The 19804-nt window shown below is 60.3% G+C and carries 14 protein-coding genes; 13 read left to right on the plus strand and 1 reads right to left on the minus strand.

The features are described from left to right. Positions 1-96 precede the first annotated feature (96 nt). The gene (locus tag JQF37_RS09270) at positions 97-1221 is read right to left on the minus strand and encodes a polysaccharide deacetylase family protein (protein ID WP_130204422.1); all 1125 of its coding nucleotides are present in this window, start codon (positions 1219-1221) and stop codon (positions 97-99) included. A 177-nt stretch (positions 1222-1398) separates the two neighbouring features. On the opposite strand from JQF37_RS09270, the gene yaaA reads away from it, so the two are divergent. The 13 genes from yaaA to JQF37_RS09335 all read left to right on the plus strand — a co-directional run bounded on the left by yaaA (position 1399) and on the right by JQF37_RS09335 (position 19652). Beyond that, positions 1399-2178 carry a peroxide stress protein YaaA gene (gene yaaA / locus JQF37_RS09275; RefSeq protein WP_047532869.1) on the plus strand — a complete coding sequence of 260 codons (780 nt, stop codon included), beginning with the start codon at positions 1399-1401 and terminating at the stop codon, positions 2176-2178. 823 nt (positions 2179-3001) lie between these two features. After that, positions 3002-4318 carry a nucleotide sugar dehydrogenase gene (locus tag JQF37_RS09280; RefSeq protein WP_130204421.1) on the plus strand — a complete coding sequence of 439 codons (1317 nt, stop codon included), beginning with the start codon at positions 3002-3004 and terminating at the stop codon, positions 4316-4318. Between the two features lie 135 nt (positions 4319-4453). Further along, complete coding sequence (alg8, locus tag JQF37_RS09285; RefSeq protein ID WP_189340260.1) at positions 4454-5938, plus strand: mannuronan synthase; 1485 nt, start codon at positions 4454-4456, stop codon at positions 5936-5938. A gap of 36 nt (positions 5939-5974) precedes the next feature. Continuing rightward, on the plus strand, positions 5975-7144 hold the full coding sequence (locus JQF37_RS09290) for an alginate biosynthesis protein Alg44 (RefSeq protein WP_130204419.1): 1170 nt from the start codon (positions 5975-5977) through the stop codon (positions 7142-7144). Positions 7145-7159: 15 nt separating this feature from the next. Next, positions 7160-8656 carry an alginate biosynthesis TPR repeat lipoprotein AlgK gene (gene algK, locus JQF37_RS09295; protein WP_204149619.1) on the plus strand — a complete coding sequence of 499 codons (1497 nt, stop codon included), beginning with the start codon at positions 7160-7162 and terminating at the stop codon, positions 8654-8656. Next, positions 8653-10134 (plus strand): alginate export family protein, encoded by a 1482-nt coding sequence (locus JQF37_RS09300; protein WP_130204418.1) that lies wholly within the window; start codon positions 8653-8655, stop codon positions 10132-10134. The genes algK and JQF37_RS09300 overlap by 4 nt, the downstream gene beginning before the upstream one ends. Before the next feature lie 26 nt (positions 10135-10160). After that, on the plus strand, positions 10161-11750 hold the full coding sequence (gene algG, locus JQF37_RS09305) for a mannuronan 5-epimerase AlgG (protein WP_130204417.1): 1590 nt from the start codon (positions 10161-10163) through the stop codon (positions 11748-11750). Between the two features lie 10 nt (positions 11751-11760). Beyond that, on the plus strand, positions 11761-13212 hold the full coding sequence (locus JQF37_RS09310) for an alginate O-acetyltransferase (protein ID WP_130204416.1): 1452 nt from the start codon (positions 11761-11763) through the stop codon (positions 13210-13212). An 8-nt stretch (positions 13213-13220) separates the two neighbouring features. After that, positions 13221-14342, plus strand: a complete 1122-nt coding sequence (locus JQF37_RS09315; protein ID WP_130204415.1) for a mannuronate-specific alginate lyase — start codon at positions 13221-13223, stop codon at positions 14340-14342. A gap of 210 nt (positions 14343-14552) precedes the next feature. Continuing rightward, complete coding sequence (locus JQF37_RS09320; RefSeq protein ID WP_130204413.1) at positions 14553-16118, plus strand: MBOAT family protein; 1566 nt, start codon at positions 14553-14555, stop codon at positions 16116-16118. An 11-nt stretch (positions 16119-16129) separates the two neighbouring features. Then, on the plus strand, positions 16130-17305 hold the full coding sequence (locus tag JQF37_RS09325; protein WP_130204412.1) for an alginate O-acetyltransferase: 1176 nt from the start codon (positions 16130-16132) through the stop codon (positions 17303-17305). Between the two features lie 14 nt (positions 17306-17319). Next, complete coding sequence (locus tag JQF37_RS09330; protein ID WP_130204411.1) at positions 17320-17976, plus strand: alginate O-acetyltransferase AlgF; 657 nt, start codon at positions 17320-17322, stop codon at positions 17974-17976. A gap of 224 nt (positions 17977-18200) precedes the next feature. After that, the gene (locus tag JQF37_RS09335; protein ID WP_130204410.1) at positions 18201-19652 is read left to right on the plus strand and encodes a mannose-1-phosphate guanylyltransferase/mannose-6-phosphate isomerase; all 1452 of its coding nucleotides are present in this window, start codon (positions 18201-18203) and stop codon (positions 19650-19652) included. Positions 19653-19804 lie beyond the last annotated feature (152 nt).

The following is a 19804-nucleotide window of genomic DNA, read 5'->3' on the forward strand; positions in this document are numbered from 1 at the left end:
GTCGGAAGTCCGCCTGCATCGAAATCCCTCCCGAAATCGCCCTTTGCCCAATGTTTACGGGCTTTCGCCCTTCCCGGCGAAACGCGCTCCGGCTTTTCACCGGAACCCGTTCTGGCAGTCCTCCCAACCGATCCCGCTTTGCGCCGTTTGCGTAATCAGCCAGGGCATCGCCGTTTTCACCCCATCCTGTTTCACATTGAAATTGATCACGCCATGACGCCACAGCAGCATCAGGGTCAGCACCCGTTGCGCGCTCTGGCCGGCTTTGAGCTTGCCGGCGCCGTCCTGGGCATCGATGTCCCATAACGCCACCTGCAACCCCTGAGACTTGAAGAAGCCTTGCGCGTCGGAACGGCGCTGACCATCGGGCGGGCGAAACAGCGGCACGTAGTTCTCCGGCAATTTGCTTTTGACCAGCTCGGCGCTACGCCGCACCGAATCCTGCCAGTCCTGCCAATGGCTGTGGGAGCGGAACTCCCAACCCTGTACGCCGACGCACTGCATCGAGTAGGTCGATTGCAGGCTCGCCACCGAACGCTCGGCCAGACGCGTCTGGATATCCTTGCCGAGGACGAAGAACGTGCCGCTCATGTTCGACTTGCGCAGGTACTCGGTGACCCAGTCCGTGTTGTCCGGCAGGGCATTGGCGGCACTGTCGAAGGTCAGCAGAAACAGCCGGTCGTGCATCTCGTCGCCATTGCGCTCAAAGTCGCCGAAACGATCGACTTCGCTACTGGTTTGCGGAAACAGCGCGGCCTTGCGCAATTGCTCGTCCAGGTACTGGGCATGAAACAGGCGACTCGGTTCGGCCCACTTGATGTAGTAGCTGTCCTCGCTGATCTGGAACTTGGCGGCTTGCTCGCGCAGGGTGGGCATGTCCTCGACCAGGAAACAGAAAGACGCATCCTGGTCGCAGCTCTGCTGGGCGAAGTTGTAGCTGCTCAACAGACGCAGCCACAGGCGCTGGCGAACATGGTTGACCGACGCCATGTTGACCGTGCGCAAACCCAGGCGCTGGGCCAGTGCGGGCTCGTCCAGGGCTTCGCTGGCCAGCAGCACGCGGGCAAACATCAGGATTTCGGCGCGTGACGCGACATCGAACAGCGTCGGGTTGCCGAGTTGTTCAGGCCAGGTGCTGCGATCAAGGGTCGCCACATCACCCGGCGCCGCCATGGCCCCGAAGCTCAAGAGCCAGGCCGAAAATAGAAAAACGATGCGCAATGAGATGTCTCCATAACAAAACCCGCGCGGCACTATAGCCGATCCAGTCCAAACACTCGCAGCACCGCTCCCACAGGGTTTTGTGCAAAGCCACCGATCATCACCTATGGCCTTGATAGCTGGAGTCAACCAGGACAACCCCCTAGAATCGCCCCCACGATTAAAGGAGACGACTTCATGCTGATGGTGATTTCACCCGCCAAGACCCTCGATTACGAAACACCGCCGGCGACCCAGCGCTTTACCCAGCCGCAATACCTGGACCATTCCCAGGAGCTGATCCTGCAATTGCGCGAACTGACACCGGCGCAGATCAGCGAGCTGATGCATGTCTCCGACAAGATCGGCGGGCTCAACGCCGCGCGTTTCGGCAGCTGGACGCCCGCGTTCACCCCTGAAAACGCCAAACAGGCCTTGCTGGCGTTCAAGGGCGACGTTTATACCGGCCTCAATGCACAAACCTTCAGCGAAGCCGATTTCGATTACGCCCAGCAACACTTGCGCATGCTTTCCGGCCTGTATGGCTTGCTGCGCCCGCTGGACCTGATGCAACCGTACCGCCTGGAAATGGGCACCAAGCTGGCCAATGCCCGTGGCAAGGATCTGTATGCGTTCTGGGGCACGCGGATCAGCGAATGGTTGAACGAAGCCCTGGCTGACCAGGGTGATGACGTGCTGCTGAACCTGGCCTCCAACGAGTACTTCTCGGCGGTCAAACGCAACGCCTTGAAGGCGCGCATCATCAACACCGAGTTCAAGGACCTGAAGAACGGCCAGTACAAAATCATCAGCTTCTACGCGAAAAAGGCCCGCGGCATGATGAGTCGCTTCGTGATCGAAGAACGCATCAACGACCCGGCCGCCCTCAAACAGTTCGACGTGCAAGGCTATCGGTACAGCGCCGAGCAGTCTAAACCGGACAATCTGGTGTTCCTGCGCGATCACGCTCCAGACTGAAACGCCGGGGTGGCGCATGAGGCTCAGATCCGTCATGCGCCCCCATTGAGCCCCCACAATTCTCCCGCCACTATCGCCATTTTCATGGCGCCAAAAATACATCACTCCGATTTATAACTTTAGTTTCACTCGACTTTGATGATTTTTTTCAGTAGTGGCACTGAAAATTTTTATCGGTAGTGGCAAAAAACTATCCCTCCCAATAAATCGCCTATATATAAAGGGCGAAACGGCAAGTGCTATCAATATGAAAGCAGTGCCATCTTTCTCAATATTTCAAGAAATTTCAGAATTCGTGATCAGCGGGTCGGAACTATGTCCGAATGCACCGCTCATACCACCGGTAACGATCCTCACAATGCTTGTACGAGATAACTTACGCAGAACAGAGATCCATGTAGCAAAGTTGTCACATCAACTTGTGCTGAATAATCCCTGATTTGGGCAATACACAACGGACAGGAGATAACGTTTTATGACTATCCCCTACAAGGCCATGGCAGCGCCCCTATAAGCGTGCTCAATGGAGCACCCAAGCGCTTGATTTACGGGCTTATGGCCTGACATCGAGCGCGCAAGACGATTGCACGGACATCCTCTGAATAGAGGATTGGCTGCATAACAGGGCACGTCATAACAATAAGGCCCGATTGCGCACATCTTGAGTGCACTTATTTAGACACTCGTCATTCATATGCCAGAACACGGCATTGTTGCGCCTGTAAGCCGCACTTGCGAATGCACTATGACCGCTGAAACACCCTTAACTCCAGCCATCTAATGGCTTAATGAATACAGGCTTGATAATAGAGAGGTAATTGCGATGCGCATCAGCATATTTGGTTTGGGTTACGTCGGCGCAGTCTGTGCCGGATGCCTGTCTGCACGGGGCCATGACGTTGTCGGCGTCGATGTTGCCAAAGACAAGATCGATATGATCAATGCCGGCAAATCGCCGATCGTTGAACCGGGCCTGGGCGAACTTCTGGCGCAAGGTATCCAGACTGGCCGTCTGCGTGGCACGACCAACTTCGCCGAGGCGATTCGTGACACCGACCTGTCGATGATCTGCGTCGGCACGCCGAGCAAGAAGAACGGCGATCTGGAACTGAATTACATCGAAGCGGTGTGCCGCGAAATCGGTTTTGTCCTGCGCGACAAGAGCACCCGCCACACCATCGTGGTCCGCAGCACCGTGCTGCCAGGCACCGTGGCCAACGTGGTCATCCCGATCCTCGAAGATTGCTCCGGCAAGAAGGCCGGTGTCGATTTCGGTGTCGCCGTGAACCCTGAGTTCCTGCGCGAAAGCACCGCCATCGCCGACTACGACCAGCCGCCAATGACCGTCATCGGCGAGTTCGACAAGGCCTCGGGCGACGTTCTGCAATCGCTGTACGAAGAGCTCGACGCGCCGATCATCCGCAAGGACATCGCCGTCGCCGAGATGATCAAGTACACCTGCAACGTCTGGCACGCCACCAAGGTGACCTTCGCCAACGAGATCGGCAACATCGCCAAGGCCGTCGGCGTCGACGGCCGCGAAGTGATGGACGTGGTCTGCCAGGACAAGACCCTGAACCTGTCCCAGTACTACATGCGCCCGGGCTTTGCGTTCGGCGGCTCCTGCCTGCCCAAGGACGTTCGCGCCCTGACCTACCGCGCCAGCTCGCTGGATGTGGAAGCCCCGCTGCTCAACTCGCTGATGCGCAGTAACGAGTCCCAGGTGCAAAACGCCTTCGACATCGTCGAAAGCCACGACAAACGCAAAGTCGCCCTGCTGGGACTGAGCTTCAAGGCCGGCACCGACGACCTGCGCGAGAGTCCGCTGGTGGACCTGGCGGAAATGCTGATCGGCAAAGGTTTCGACCTGAAGATCTACGACAGCAACGTCGAATACGCCCGTGTCCACGGCGCGAACAAGGACTACATCGAGTCGAAGATCCCTCACGTCTCGTCCTTGCTCAACGCCGACTTCGACGACGTGATCAACAACTCCGACGTGATCATCCTCGGCAACCGCGACGAGAAATTCCGCACTCTGGTGCAGAACGTTCCTCACGGCAAGCAGGTGATCGACCTGGTCGGCTTCATGTCCAAGGCCACCAGCGTCAGCGGCCGCACCGAAGGCATTTGCTGGTAAGCCCCCTGTAGGAGCGAGCTGGCTCGCGATGCACCTGAGAACACCGCTGGGTATCAGATACCCAGCGTCATCGCGAGCAAGCTCGCTCCTTCAGGTTTGTACGCCTGCGTTAACCCGAGATCTAGACGGATGCAGATTATGCACAGGCTAAAGCACGGCCTACTCCAGGCCGCCGGTTGGCTGTTTTATCTAAGTTTATTGATGGGCATCGCCATGGCGTTGCCTGTGTCCACGTTCGACTCCGAGTCGAAGGACTTCATTTTCCTGATCGGTATCGTCGGCATCTGGCGCTACTCGATGGGGGCCACGCACTTTCTGCGCGGCATGCTGTTTCTGTACGTGGTCTACCCGCACCTGCGGCGCAAAGTGCGCAAGCTGGGTAAAGCGGCAGACCCGTCCCATGTATTTCTGATGGTCACCAGTTTCCGCATCGACGCCCTGACCACCGCACAGGTCTACAGCTCGGTGATTCGTGAAGCCATCGACTGCGGCCTGCCGACCACCGTGGTCTGCTCCATCGTGGAAATGTCCGATGAGCTGCTGGTGAAAAGCCTGTGGAACCGGATGAATCCACCGGCCCGGGTCAAGCTCGATTTCGTGCGCATTCCCGGCACCGGCAAACGTGATGGCCTGGCCTACGGCTTCCGCGCCATCTCCCGTCACCTGCCGGATGACCGCGCCGTAGTGGCCGTGATCGATGGCGACACCGTGCTCGCCGAGGGCGTGGTGCTCAAGACCGTGCCGTGGTTCCAGCTGTTCGGCAACGTCGGCGGCCTGACCACCAACGAGTTCTGCGAAGTGCGCGGCGGCTACATCATGAGCGAATGGCACAAGCTGCGCTTTGCCCAGCGTCACATCAACATGTGCTCGATGGCCCTGTCCAAGCGCGTGCTGACCATGACCGGCCGCATGTCGGTGTTCCGCGCCAGCGTCGTGACCAACCCGGACTTCATCGCCGACGTGGAAAGCGACTCGCTGCAACACTGGCGCCTGGGTCGTTTCAAATTCCTCACCGGTGACGACAAGTCGAGCTGGTTCAGCCTGATGCGCCTGGGCTACGACACCTTCTACGTGCCGGACGCGGCGATCCACACCGTGGAGCACCCGCCCGAGAAGAGCTTCATCAAGGCCAGCCGCAAACTGATGTTCCGCTGGTACGGCAACAACCTGCGCCAGAATTCCCGCGCCCTGGGCCTGGGGATCAAACGTCTCGGTGTGTTCACGTCCGTGGTGTTGTTCGACCAGCGCGTGTCGATGTGGACCTCGTTGCTCGGCCTGACCGTCGCCATGATCGCCAGCTTCAAGTACGGCACCGCGTTCATCCTGGTTTACCTGCTGTGGATCGGTATCACCCGCCTGATCCTGACCCTGCTGCTGTCCTGCTCCGGTCACCGGATCGGCCCGGCCTACCCGGCGATTCTCTATTACAACCAGATCGTCGGTGCGCTGGTGAAGATCTACGTGTTCTTCCGCCTCGACCAACAGTCCTGGACTCGCCAGCCCACTTCCCTGACCCGTGATCTCGCCAGCTTTCAACGTTGGTTCAACACCTGGTCGTCTCGGACCATGACCTTCTCCGCCGGCAGCATTTTCGTCGCCGTGCTGCTGATGATGGTCTGACCGCCCCCTTATTGAATTAACCAGGAAACCGCCCCTATGAATACCGCCGTCAACGCCAACGTAGTGCATGAATCCGAAGCCCAGCGCCAACACGCCCGCGTGAAAATCCCGGCCAAGCTGCGCTTCTACGGTCCCGACCGCACGCCGGTCGAAGCACGAGTGCTCGACCTCTCCGCCGGTGGCCTGGCCTTCAATGCCGGCCAGTTGCCGCTGAAGATCGGCGACGTGTACAAGGCGCGCCTGCAATTCGTGATCGACAACCTCGGCCTGGCCATGGACGTCGAGTTGCAGGTTCGCTCCTTCGATCGCCAGAGCGGTCGCACCGGTTGCCAGTTCCAGAACCTGGAACAACAAGACATCTCGACCCTGCGTCACCTGATCACCTCGCACCTGGCCGGCGACATCGTCAGCATCGGCGAAGTGCTGGCGACGCTGCAGCGCGACAACTTCACCAAGGCCCGCAAGGTCAAGGACGGCGGCCACGGCATGTCCGCGTTCGGACGCATGAAAGCCGTGACCTTCAGCCTGGGGATCTTCGTGGTTGGCCTGGCAGCGTTCGGGTTCATCTTCAAGTCGGTGTACGGCATGTACTTCGTCAGCCACGCCCAGGCCGGACTGGTCAGCGTGCCCGGCGTGAGCATCACCATGCCCCGCGACGGTACCGTGCAGAGTCTGTTGAAACCCGATGGCGTGGCCGCCAAAGGCGCGCCGCTGGCGACCTTCAGCACCAGCATGCTCGACGTGCTCAAGGGCCATCTGGAAGACGATCAACTGACACCGGCCAAGGTCGAAGAGCTGTTCGGCAAGCAAATGACCGGCACCCTCACTTCGCCGTGCGATTGCACCGTGGCCCAGCAAATGGTCGCCAACGGTCAGTACGCCAGCAAAGGCGACGTGATCTTCCAACTGGTACCGCGCAACAGCGAAGCCAACGTTGAAGCGCGTTTCTCCTATCGCCAGTTCAGCGACGTGCTGCCAGGCACCGCGGTGCGCTTCCAGATCGCCGGCGAAGACAAATCCCGCACCGGCAAGATCGTCAGCAGCACCAGCCTGAAAAGCGCCGACCTGTCGTCCGACATTCGCGTCCTGATCCAGCCGGACGAAGCCCTGGACACCACCCTCGCCGGCCGCCCGGTGGAAGTGAGCAGCGACCGTGGCCCGAACCTGAACTGGCTGATCGACAAAGCCATGGCCGCTGGTCTTTAAGCGGAGGACATGCCTGTGACCACTCCTACCTTGAACACTCCGCCGACCCTGTGGGAGCGAGCCTGCTCGCGAAAGGATCGACGCGGTTTGGCTGATGCACCGGGGCGCCTGCTTCGCGAGCAGGCTCGCTCCCACATGGGCTCACTGTGTGCCGTCGCACTGGCAGTCAGCCTCGCCGGCTGCGCCGGCCTGCCCGACCAGCGCCTGGCCAACGAAGCGCTCAAGCGTGGCGATACCGCCACCGCGGCGGCGAATTACCAGCAACTGGCCGACCTGGGCTACAGCGAGGCGCAAGTCGGCCTGGCTGACATTCAGGTCGACAGCCGTGACCCGGCGCAGATGAAACAGGCCGAGGCAACTTACCGCGCCGCCGCCAGCGTTTCGCCGCGAGCGCAAGCACGCCTGGGTCGTCTGCTGGTGGCCAAACCCGGCTCCACCGAAGCCGAACAGCACGAAGCCGAAGGCCTGTTGAAAAAAGCCGCCGCCAATGGCGAAGGCAACACATTGATCCCGTTGGCCATGCTGTACCTGCAATACCCGCACAGCTTCCCGAACATCAATGCCCAGCAGCAGATCAGCCAATGGCGCGCCGAAGGCAAACCGGAAGCGGGTCTGGCGCAGGTGCTGCTCTATCGCACCCAGGGCACTTACGACCAGCACCTGGACGAAGTGGCAACGATCTGCAAAGCCGCGTTGAACACCACCGACATCTGCTACGTCGAGCTGGCCACGGTCTATCAGAAACAGGCCAAGCCCGAACAACAGGCCGAACTGATCAAGCAACTGCAAGCGGCTCACGCTCGCGGCACGGTTTCCGCGCAACGGGTCGACAGCGTTGCCCGTGTGCTGGCGGATTCGACCCTCGGCACGCCCGATGAAAAAACCGCGCAGTCGCTGCTCGAACCCATCGCTCCGGGTTACCCGGCATCGTGGGTCACCCTCGCGCAGCTGCTCTACGACTTCCCCGAACTGGGCGACGTCGACCAGATGATGAAGTACCTGGATAACGGCCGCGCCGCCGACCAGCCGCGCGCCGAACTGTTGCTGGGCAAGCTCTACTACGAAGGCAAGAGGGTTCCGGTCGATGCCAAGGTCGCCGAAGAACACTTCCAGAAAGCCGTCGGCCGCGAAGTCGCCGCCGATTATTACCTCGGCCAGATCTACCGCCGTGGCTACCTGGGCAAGGTGTATCCACAGAAGGCCCTCGACCATCTGTTGACCGCGGCGCGCAACGGCCAGAACAGCGCCGACTTCGCCATCGCCCAATTGTTTTCCCAGGGCAAGGGCACCAAGCCTGACCCGCTCAACGCGTATGTCTTCAGCCAATTGGCCAAGGTCCAGAACACCCCCCAAGCCACCGAGCTTGCGCAAACACTCGAAGCCCAACTGCCGCCTGCGCAGCTTGCCGAGGCCCAACGCCTGTTGAAACAAGAACAGTCCGTTCGTGGTGCCTTGAGCCAGAACACGCTGCAACTGCACGCCCTGCAAGAAGACGGCGAGGAATCCCTATGAAGTTGAATCCATTCGTCAAGGCCGGTATTGGCCTGACATTCGCGCTGATCTGGTCCTGCCCGACACTGGCGGCGATCACCGAAACCAAGAACTTCGGCCTCGAAGTGAAGATCACCGGCCAGTCCGAAGACGACCGTGACCTCGGCACACAGCCCGGCGGCGACGTCAACGGCGTCGGTCTGGACCTGCGTCCCTGGGTCTATGGCGAAAGCGGCGCGTGGAGCGCCTACGCCATGGGTCAAGCCGTGACGTCCACCGACATCATTGAAACCGACACCCTGCAACAGTCCGAAGGCACCGAGAACACCAGCAACAATGATCGCCAGACCAAGAAGAACTACCTGGCGATGCGCGAGTTCTGGGTCGGCTACAGCGGCTTCACGCCCTACCCCGGCGAGATCCTGAAAGTCGGTCGCCAGCGCCTGCACAATGACGACGGACAATGGCGCGACACCAACATCGAAGCCGTGAACTGGACCTTCGACACCACCCTGTTGCGCGCCAACGCCGGCGTCGCCGAACGCTTCAGCGAATACCGCACCGACTTGAAAGAGCTGGCGCCCAAGGACAAGGATCGCCTGCACGCTTACGCCGAGGCCGAATACCAGTGGACACCAGGTCAGTGGGTCGGCATTCGCGGTCATCACACCCATGACGACGGCAAGCTCGACTATGCACAACCGGGCGTGCCCAGCGATTCACTGGACAAGAAACAGAACGGCGACATCAGCTGGATCGGCCTGCAGGCCAACAGCGACGCCTACAACTGGCGCAACACCAACACGGTCAACTACTGGGGCAGCGTCACCGGCATGAGCGGCGACCGCGACACGGTCAACCCGCTGAACGCCGATGGCACTCCACCCGCGCAAGCCAAGCACAGCGGCGACGTCAACGGCTGGGCCACCGATCTGGGCGTGCGCCTGCGCCTCGATCCGCAATGGCAAGTCGGTGCGGCCTACGCCCGGGCCAGCGCCGATTACGAACAGAACGGCCTGGAAAGCAACCGCTCGAACTACACCGGCACCCGCTCGCGGGTCCACCGTTTCGGCGAGGCCTTCCGTGGCGAAATGAACAACCTGCAAACCGCCACGCTGTTCGGTTCGTGGATGCTCAACGACGAGTACGACGCCAGCCTGATCTACCACAAGTTCTGGCGTGTCGACGGCAACAAGCCGGTCGGCAGCAACGGCATCGATGCGGTGCAGAACAACACCGACGACGTCACCGGCGCGGTGCTCTCCACCACCTCCCTGCCGCTGAACGATGGCGAAAAAGACATGGGTCAGGAAATGGACCTGGTGGTCACCAAGTACTTCAAGCAGGGCCTGTTGCCAGCGGCACTGAGCCAGAAGATCGATGAGCCTTCGGCCCTGGTGCGTTTCCGTGGCGGCGTGTTCAAGCCCGGCGATGCCTACGGTAGCCAGGTTGATTCGTACATGCACCGCGCGTTCATCGACGTGATCTGGCGCTTCTGATGCACACCGCGAAGGGAGTTCCCCAGATGAATCATCAAGCCCGAAAAGGCTCGATCAGCCTGTTGGCCGGCGCATTGCTGCTGGCCAGTGCGACTGGGTTCGCCAATGCAGAGTCGGCCAGTGTGGAGCCGGCAGCCAAGCCGGCCACCATGGCCAAGGAACTGCAACAAGCCAAGACCTACACCGTCAGCAGCGCACCGACCGCGCCGCTGGAACTGGCCACGCCGAAATTGCCGGACATTTCCGGCTACACCGCCGAAGCCGTCGCCGCGAAAATCGTGCGCAGCAAGGCCGGCAAGATCAGCGTGCGCCGGATGATGCAGGAAGACGCCCTGAAGGACTTCATCGGCGGTGACAACAAGATGGCCGAATGGGTGGTGCGTCAGCACGGCATCCCGCAAGCGATCTTCGTCGACGACGGCTACATGAACCTCAAGGACGTGGCGAAAAAACTGCCCAAGTACGTCATCGAAACCGCGCCGGGTGTGTTCCTGGCGAAACTGCCGATCGTGGTCGGTCACCACGGCATCCTGGAAATCGACAAGCAGACCCAGGAGCTGCGCCTGTCCCAGGAGGCCGGTTCGTTCCTGGTCAACGACGGCCAGTTGTTCGTGCGTGATACCAAAATCACTGGCTGGCGCGAGAAGGACAACGGCCCGGCGACGTTCACTTCGCCGAAGGAATTCCGTCCGTTCCTGCTGTCCTGGGGCGGCACCGAGACCTACATCGCCAACAGCAAGATCGCCAGTTTCGGTTATGCCAACAGTAAGTCCTACGGCGTGAGTATTTCCCAGTACACGCCGAACATGGCCAAGGTGCTCAAGCGTCCCGAACCGACGGGCTGGATCGTCGGCTCCGAGTTCTCGGACATGTGGTACGGCTTCTACTGCTACGAGACCCGCGACTTCGTGGTCAAGGGCAACACCTACAAAGACAACATCGTCTACGGCATCGACCCGCACGACCGATCCCACGGCCTGATCATCGCCGACAACACGGTGTACGGGACCAAGAAGAAGCACGGGATCATTATTTCCCGTGAGGTCAACGACAGCTTCATCTTCAACAACCGCAGCTACGACAACCACCTCTCGGGGCTGGTGATCGACCGTAACAGCGTGAACAACCTGATCGCCCACAACGAGATCTACCAGAACCACACCGACGGCATCACCCTCTACGAGAGTGCCGACAACCTGTTGTGGGGCAACAAGGTCATCAGCAACCGGCGCCACGGCATCCGCATTCGTAACAGCGTGAACATCCGCCTCTACGAAAACATCGCCATGGCCAACGGCCTGACCGGCGTCTATGGCCACATCAAGGACCTGACCAACACCGACCGCGACATCAAGCTCGACCCGTTCGACGCCCAGGTGTCGCTGATCGTGGTCGGCGGTGAACTGGCGGGCAATGGCAGCGGGCCGCTGTCCATCGACTCGCCGCTGAGCGTCGAGTTGTACCGCGTGTCCATGCTCGCACCGACCAAATCCAGCGGCATCAGCTTCTCGGGGATTCTCGGCGAGCGCCAGGATGAAATTCTCGACCTGCTGGTGCGCCAGCAGAAAGCCGTGCTGATCGACCCTGTCGAACGCCAGACCGAAATGCAGGACTGAGGATAATTTTATGCACCCACACTTGATCAAATTACTCAGCCTGTCGGGCCTGACACTCGGGATTCTGGCGGCCGCCAGCGGTGCCCGTGCCGACGAAGTCAAGGCGCCCGTTTTCACCGCCGAACCGTGCTGCAGCCTGTGCCCGGCTGCCCACGACGCGAAGAACTACACCACGCGCTATCAGCAGAACTTCACCACGCTGGTACAGGCCCAGGGCGACTGGTTGTTCCGTACCCAGGAAGACCTGCGCACCGAATTCGACACCACGCCCGCCGGCTACAAACGCATGAAGCAACTGCACGATGCGTTCAAGAGCAAAGGCGTGGAACTGGTGGTCGTCTACCAGCCGACCCGTGGCCTGGTGAACCGCAACAAATTGAACCCGGCGGAAAAAGCCAGCTTCGATTTCGACAAGGCACTGAGAAACTACAAGACCATGCTCGGCCGTTTCGCCGCCATGGGCTACGTGGTGCCGGACCTGTCGCCACTGACCAACGAATCGTTGCCCGACACCCTGCCCGCCCACGACTTCTACTTCCGTGGCGACCAGCACTGGACGCCGTACGGTGCCCAGCGCACGGCGAAAATCGTCGCCGAGAAAATCAAGCAATTGCCTGAGTACGCCGACATTCCCAAGCGTGAGTTCGAGACCCATAAGTCGGGTCGCATGGGCAAGACCGGAACATTGCACAACATGGCCGGTCAACTCTGTGGCACCAGCTACGCGATCCAGTACATGGATCAGTTCACCACCGAGCCCAAAGGCGAAGCGGGCGATGGCGATCTGTTCGGCGACTCGGGTAACCCGCAGATCACCCTGGTCGGCACCAGTCACAGTGGCAAGAACTACAACTTCGCCGGTTTCCTCGAAGAGGCCATCGGCGCCGACATTCTCAACGTGGCCTTCCCCGGCGGCGGCCTGGAAGGTTCGATGCTGCAGTACCTGGGCAGCGAAGAGTTCCAGAAGAACCCGCCGAAAATTCTCATCTGGGAATTCTCGCCGCTGTATCGCCTCGACCAGGAAACCATCTACCGCCAGATGATGGCGCTGCTGGATAACGGTTGCGAAGGCAAGGAAGCGCAGATGTCCGGCAGCACCACCCTGAAGCCGGGCAAGAACGAACTGATGGTCAACAGCAAAAACCTGAACCTGCAAAACAGCAGTCATCAGGTCGATATCCGCTTCGCCGACACCTCGGTGAAAACCCTGCAAGCCACCCTCTGGTACATGAACGGGCGCCACGAGGACATCAAGATCGACAAACCGGAAACCTCCGACACTGACGGGCGTTTCGCCTTCGAGTTGCGCACGGACGAAGACTGGGCCTCGCAGAACCTGCTGGCCGTCGAAATCCAGGGTCCTGAAAAAACGGATGCCGCGCCACAGAAAGTCGAAGCGAAAATCTGCAAACGCAACGTATTCCCGAGCGCTGAGCAACGTACCGCTCAGGCCGGGCAATGAGGTCTGCCATGCGAAATCCGAAACTGAAAAGCCTGTTGGCACCCACGCTTTTGAGCCTGGCGATGTTCGCCGGCGCTACTCAGGCTGCGGCGCCATTGCGCCCGCCCCAGGGCTATTTCGCACCGATCGAAAAACTCAAGACCGGCGACAAGGGCGAAGGCTGCGAAGCGATGCCGACGCCGTACACCGGTTCGCTGCAGTTTCGCAGCAAGTACGAAGGTTCGGACAAGGCCCGCGCCACGTTGAACGTGCAATCGGAAAAAGCTTTCCGCGACAGCACCGCCGACATCACCAAACTGGAGCGCGGCACCAGCAAACGGGTGATGCAGTTCATGCGTGACGGTCGTCCGGAACAGCTGGAATGCACACTCAACTGGCTGACGGCCTGGGCCAAGGCCGATGCGTTGATGTCCAAGGACTTCAACCATACCGGCAAGTCGATGCGCAAATGGGCGCTGGGCAGCATGGCGTCCGCCTACATTCGCCTGAAGTTTTCCGACTCCCATCCGCTGGCCAACCATCAGCAGGAGTCGCAGCTGATCGAAGCCTGGTTCAGCAAGATGGCCGATCAGGTGGTCAGCGACTGGGACAACCTGCCGCTGGACAAAACCAACAACCACTCGTACTGGGCCGCCTGGTCGGTGATGGCCACCTCCATCGCCACCAACCGCCGCGACCTGTTCGATTGGGCGGTCAAGGAATACAAGGTCGGCGCCAACCAGGTCGACGCCGACGGCTTCCTGCCCAACGAACTCAAGCGCCAGCAACGGGCGCTGGCGTACCACAACTACGCCCTGCCGCCGCTGGCGATGATCGCCAGTTTCGCCCAGGTCAACGGTGTGGATTTGCGCCAGGAAAACAACGGCGCGCTCAAACGCCTGGCTGATCGCGTCCTCGCCGGGGTGAAAGACCCGGACGCATTCGAGAAAAAGAACGGCAAGGAACAGGACATGACCGACTTGAAAGAGGACATGAAATTCGCCTGGCTCGAACCGTTCTGCACCCTCTACACCTGCACGCCCGATGTGCTGGAGAAAAAGCACGGCATGCAACCGTTCAAGACCTTCCGCCTCGGCGGCGACCTGACCAGGGTCTATGACCCGGCCAATGAGAAGGGCAAAGGCTCTTAGGCAAACCCAAAACCCTGTGGGAGCGAGCCTGCTCGCGATAGCGGTCTGACATTCAGCATTGATGTCGACTGACACTCCCTCATCGCGAGCAAGCTCGCTCCCACAGGGTTAGTTGTCAGCTGTGAAATGTGAGTTATGCCCCCCATTTTCATGGGGGGTTTGGGGGGGCCGTTGGCCCTTGAATGTTGGTTCAAACAAGGAGAGATCGGGATGGTTTTTTCGTCCAACGTGTTCCTGTTTTTGTTCTTGCCGATCTTTCTCGGCTTGTACTACCTGAGCGGGCAACGCTATCGCAACTTGCTGCTGCTGATCGCCAGCTACGTGTTCTACGCCTGGTGGCGGGTGGACTTCCTCGCGCTGTTCGCCGCAGTCACGCTGTGGAACTACTGGATCGGCCTGAAAGTCGGCGCCGCCGGCGTGCGGACCCAACCGGCGCAGCGCTGGCTGTTGCTCGGCGTGGCCGTTGACCTGTGCATCCTCGGCTACTTCAAATACGCCAACTTCGGCGTCGACAGCATCAACGCGATGATGACGTCGGTGGGCCTGGAGCCGTTCATCCTGACCCACGTGCTGTTGCCGATCGGGATCTCGTTCTACATCTTCGAGTCCATCAGCTACATCATCGACGTCTACCGTGGCGACACCCCGGCAACCCGCAACCTGATCGACTTCGCGGCATTCGTGGCGATCTTCCCGCACCTGATCGCCGGCCCCGTGTTGCGCTTCCGTGACCTGGCCGATCAGTTCAACAACCGCACCCACACCCTCGACAAATTCTCCGAGGGCTGCACGCGCTTCATGCAGGGTTTCATCAAGAAGGTGTTCATCGCCGACACCCTCGCGGTGGTGGCTGACCATTGCTTCGCCCTGCAAAACCCGACCACCGGTGATGCCTGGCTCGGCGCGCTGGCCTACACCGCGCAACTGTATTTCGATTTCTCCGGCTACAGCGACATGGCCATCGGCCTGGGCTTGATGATGGGTTTCCGCTTCATGGAAAACTTCAAGCAGCCTTACGTCAGCCAGTCGATCACCGAGTTCTGGCGGCGCTGGCACATCAGCCTGTCGACCTGGCTGCGCGACTACCTGTACATCACCCTGGGCGGCAACCGCAAAGGCACGTTGATGACCTATCGCAACCTGTTCCTGACCATGCTGCTCGGTGGTCTGTGGCACGGCGCGAACATCACCTACATCGTCTGGGGCGCGTGGCACGGCATGTGGCTGGCGATTGAAAAAGCCATTGGCCTGAACACTTCGCCACGCAGTTTCAACCCGATCCGCTGGGCACTGACTTTCCTGCTGGTGGTGATGGGCTGGGTGATTTTCCGTGCGGAAAACCTGCACGTCGCCGGCCGCATGTACGGCGCGATGTTCAGCTTCGGCGACTGGTCGCTGTCGGAACTCAACCAGGCCAGCCTCACCGGCCTGCAAGTGGCAACGCTGATCGTGGCGTACGTGACCCTGGCGTTCTTCGGCCTGCGCGACTTCTACACCAACCAGCCACCGGTCAAGACCAAGCCTGCGGTGAACGTCGACAGCGACGGCCCGGCCGCCGCCGAACCAGGCCTGATCAAGGCCGCGCCTGGGGATAACCCGGCGAGCATCCATCAGCCTGGCTACACCGTCGGCGTCGACGCCCAGGTGCAACCGGCCTACTGGACCGCTGACTGGTCGCGCTACGTGATGCGCGCGCTGGTACTGCTGCTGTTCATCGCCTCGATTCTCAAACTCTCGGCACAAAGCTTCTCGCCGTTCCTTTACTTCCAGTTCTGAGGGATCTGACCATGACCCGCTCATTACGCATCTTCTACATCGCCCTGTTCCTGGTGACCCTGTTGGCCCTGGGCCTGTGGTCCACGCGCAGCTTCTTCGGTTTCAGCACCAACGCCGACGCCACGGTACTGAACGGTCGCTGGACCAAGGCGGTAGAGACGCACTACGACGAAGAGTTTCCGATCAAGCGCCTGGGCACCAACCTCTGGGCGGCGCTGGACTTCAAGCTGTTCAACGAAGGTCGTCCGGGTGTGGTGCTCGGTCGCGACCAGTGGCTGTACAGCGATGAAGAATTCCACCCGATCGTCAACGAAGAGCTGAACCTGCAAGGCAACTACGCGCTGGTCGAAGGCGTGCGCCAGACCCTGAAAGCCAAAGGTGTGCAGCTGGTGATGGCAGTGGTGCCAGCCAAGGTGCGCCTCTACCCGGAACACCTCGGTGAGGTGAAACCGGCGAGCATCCACACCAACCTCTACAAGGACTTCCACCAGCGCCTGGCGGCCGACCGGATTCCGGCACCTGACTTGTTGGGCCCGCTGCTGGCGGCCAAACGTGACGGCAAGCAAGTGTTCCTGCGCACCGACACCCACTGGACCCCGGAAGGCGCCGAAATCGCGGCAAACAAGCTGGCCAGGACCATTGCCGACAAGTTCCCGCTGAGCGGCGAGCCGCAGAACTTCGTCACCGAGCCAGCGGAGAAAGTCACGCACAAGGGCGATCTGCGTCTGTTCCTGCCGCTGGACCCGCTGTTCGAAAACCTGATGCCGGCGCAAGAGCCTTTGCAGAAGCGCAACACCGTCGCCGCTTCCGACCAGCCAGCCGGTGACGACGCCCTGTTCGCCAACACCGAAGTGCCGGTGGCACTGATCGGCACCAGCTACAGCGCCAACCCCAACTGGAACTTCGTGGGCGCGCTGAAACAAGCGTTGCGCAGCGACGTGGTCAATTACGCCGAGGACGGCCACGGCCCGATCCTGCCGATGCTCAGCTACCTCAAAAGCGACGCTTTCAAGAACAGCCCGCCACAAGTGCTGATCTGGGAATTTCCCGAACGATATCTGCCTGTGAACAACGAAATCGGCGACGCCGACCCGCAGTGGGTCGCAGAGCTTAAACAAGCCGGCGCGCGCCAACAAAACGTAGCAATCAACACTAAATCCGAGACGCCCGACCGGGCGCAAAACTGAAAGAGAGGTACACCATGACTTTCACTACTACTCCTCGCCGTCTCGCTAAGACTTTTGCTCTTGTCGCTGGCATGAGCGTTCTGTCGATGCACGCTTTCGCCGGTGGCGACGCCGCACTCTACGGCCCGACCGCACCGAAAGGCTCGACCTTCGTACGGATCTACAACGCCAGCAATGCCGAAGTCAGCGCCACCGTCGGCAGCACCCACCTGAGCGATGTCGCACCGCTGTCCAGCAGTGACTTCAGCTTCATGCCGGGCGGTGACTACAGCGCCAAGGTCGGCAGCCAGAGCCTGCCGGTGAAACTGGCCGGCGATCACTATTACACCCTGGTCAACAACGCCAGTGGCGCACCGCAACTGATCGAAGAGCCGCCGTTCAAGAACAAGCAAAAATCCCTGGTACGGGTGCAGAACCTCAGCGACAAGGCACTGACCCTGAAGACCGCCGACGGCAAGACCGACGTGGTGCCCAACGTTGCGCCCAAAGGTCGTGGCGAACGTGAAATCAACCCGGTGAAAGTCAGCCTGGCACTGTATGACGGCGCCACCAAAGTCGGCGACGTGAAACCGGTTGCCCTGGAACGCGGTGAGGCCGCCGTGCTGTACGTCACCGGCAATGGCAGCAGCCTGTCGCCGGTCTGGGTGAAACGCCCGGTATCGACGCGCTAATACATTTTTCCGGCTGACCAGGAACCCTGTAGGAGCGAGCCTGCTCGCGATGAACTCAAGAACAACGCATTCATCCAGACAGCACGCGTTTTCGTTGACGTCCATCGCGAGCAAGGCTCGCTCCTACAAGGGATCGAGGTGTCAGCCGGGACACGGAACAAGAACAAGAGTGAAACGACACAGCGTTCGTAGCTCTAACCAAACGATTTTCAAGGAGTAACAACATGATTCCGGTGATCTTGTCAGGTGGTAGCGGCTCACGTCTTTGGCCGCTTTCCCGTAAGCAATTCCCCAAACAGTTCCTGGCCCTGACCGGCGAGCACACGCTGTTCCAGCAAACCCTGGAGCGCCTGGTGTTCGAAGGCATGGACACGCCGATCGTGGTCTGCAACAAGGACCACCGTTTCATCGTCAACGAGCAACTGACCGCGCGCAAACTGGAAACCCAGCGCATCCTGATGGAACCGTTCGGTCGCAACACTGCGCCGGCCGTGGCCCTGACTGCGATGATGCTGGTCAATGAAGGCCGCGACGAGTTGATGCTGGTGCTGCCGGCGGACCATGTACTGGAAGACCAGAAAGCCCTGCAACGCGCCCTGGCGCTGGCCACGGTCGCCGCCGAAAACGGCGAAATGGTGCTGTTCGGCGTGCCGGCCACCAAACCGGAAACCGGCTACGGCTACATCAAGTCAACCAACGACTCGCTGCTGCCAGAAGGCGTCAGCCGCGTCTCGCACTTCGTCGAAAAACCCGACGTGAAACGCGCCACCGAGTTCGTCCAGTCCGGCGGTTATTTCTGGAACAGCGGCATGTTCCTGTTCCGCGCCAGCCGTTTCCTCGAAGAGCTGAAAAAGCACGATCCGGACATCTACGACACCTGCCTGCTGACCCTGGAACGCAGCAAGCAGGATGCCGACGCTGTCGACATCGACGCCGCCACCTTCGCCTGCTGCCCGGACAACTCCATCGACTACTCGGTGATGGAAAAAACCCAGCGCGCCTGCGTCGTACCGTTGACCGCAGGCTGGAGCGATGTCGGCTGCTGGTCGTCGTTGTGGGAAGTGAACGAAAAGGACGCCAACGGCAACGTCACCAAAGGCGACGTGGTCATCCAGGACAGCCGCAACTGCATGATCCACGGCAACGGCAAACTGGTGTCGGTGATCGGCCTGGAAAACATCGTGGTCGTCGAAACCAAGGACGCCATGATGATCGCCCACAAGGACAAGGTCCAAGGCGTGAAACAGATGGTCAACACCCTCAACGAACAGGGTCGCAGCGAAACCCAGAACCACTGCGAGGTCTATCGTCCGTGGGGCTCCTACGACTCGGTGGACATGGGCGGTCGGTTCCAGGTCAAGCACATCTCGGTCAAGCCGGGCGCGTGCCTGTCGCTGCAAATGCACCACCACCGCGCCGAGCACTGGATCGTGGTCAGCGGCACCGCTGAAGTGACTTGCGACGAGAACGTGTTCCTGCTCACCGAGAACCAGTCGACCTACATTCCGATTGCCTCGGTTCACCGTCTGCGCAACCCGGGCAAGATTCCACTGGAGATCATCGAAGTGCAATCGGGCAGTTATCTGGGCGAAGACGATATCGAGCGGTTTGAAGATATCTACGGTCGCTCCACCCCGATCGAGCGTGGCGTGTCGGTGAAGACCATCGCGCAATAAGCATTTGCTGACTTAAGCCCCCGACCGGCTCGCTGCGTTCCCTATCCGCAGCGGGTTGGGCGGGGGCTTTTTTTTGGTTCTTCACGGATTACCGGGAAAGACGCTCTTGATCTTCATGAAAAAGAATTCGCTATCCCGGTAACCGTACGCCA

Origin of the sequence: Pseudomonas sp. MIL9 (assembly GCF_016887925.1) — a bacterium.
In the GTDB taxonomy this organism is placed as follows: domain Bacteria; phylum Pseudomonadota; class Gammaproteobacteria; order Pseudomonadales; family Pseudomonadaceae; genus Aquipseudomonas; species Aquipseudomonas mohnii.

Excerpts from the sequence above, each read along its gene's own strand:
- yaaA (WP_047532869.1), top strand. The coding sequence starts at position 1,399 with ATGCTGATGGTGATTTCACCCGCCAAGACCCTCGATTACGAAACACCG.
- JQF37_RS09280 (WP_130204421.1), top strand. The coding sequence starts at position 3,002 with ATGCGCATCAGCATATTTGGTTTGGGTTACGTCGGCGCAGTCTGTGCC.
- JQF37_RS09290 (WP_130204419.1), top strand. The coding sequence starts at position 5,975 with ATGAATACCGCCGTCAACGCCAACGTAGTGCATGAATCCGAAGCCCAG.
- JQF37_RS09300 (WP_130204418.1), top strand. The coding sequence starts at position 8,653 with ATGAAGTTGAATCCATTCGTCAAGGCCGGTATTGGCCTGACATTCGCG.
- algG (WP_130204417.1), top strand. The coding sequence starts at position 10,161 with ATGAATCATCAAGCCCGAAAAGGCTCGATCAGCCTGTTGGCCGGCGCA.
- JQF37_RS09310 (WP_130204416.1), top strand. The coding sequence starts at position 11,761 with ATGCACCCACACTTGATCAAATTACTCAGCCTGTCGGGCCTGACACTC.
- JQF37_RS09315 (WP_130204415.1), top strand. The coding sequence starts at position 13,221 with ATGCGAAATCCGAAACTGAAAAGCCTGTTGGCACCCACGCTTTTGAGC.
- JQF37_RS09320 (WP_130204413.1), top strand. The coding sequence starts at position 14,553 with ATGGTTTTTTCGTCCAACGTGTTCCTGTTTTTGTTCTTGCCGATCTTT.
- JQF37_RS09325 (WP_130204412.1), top strand. The coding sequence starts at position 16,130 with ATGACCCGCTCATTACGCATCTTCTACATCGCCCTGTTCCTGGTGACC.
- JQF37_RS09330 (WP_130204411.1), top strand. The coding sequence starts at position 17,320 with ATGACTTTCACTACTACTCCTCGCCGTCTCGCTAAGACTTTTGCTCTT.
- JQF37_RS09335 (WP_130204410.1), top strand. The coding sequence starts at position 18,201 with ATGATTCCGGTGATCTTGTCAGGTGGTAGCGGCTCACGTCTTTGGCCG.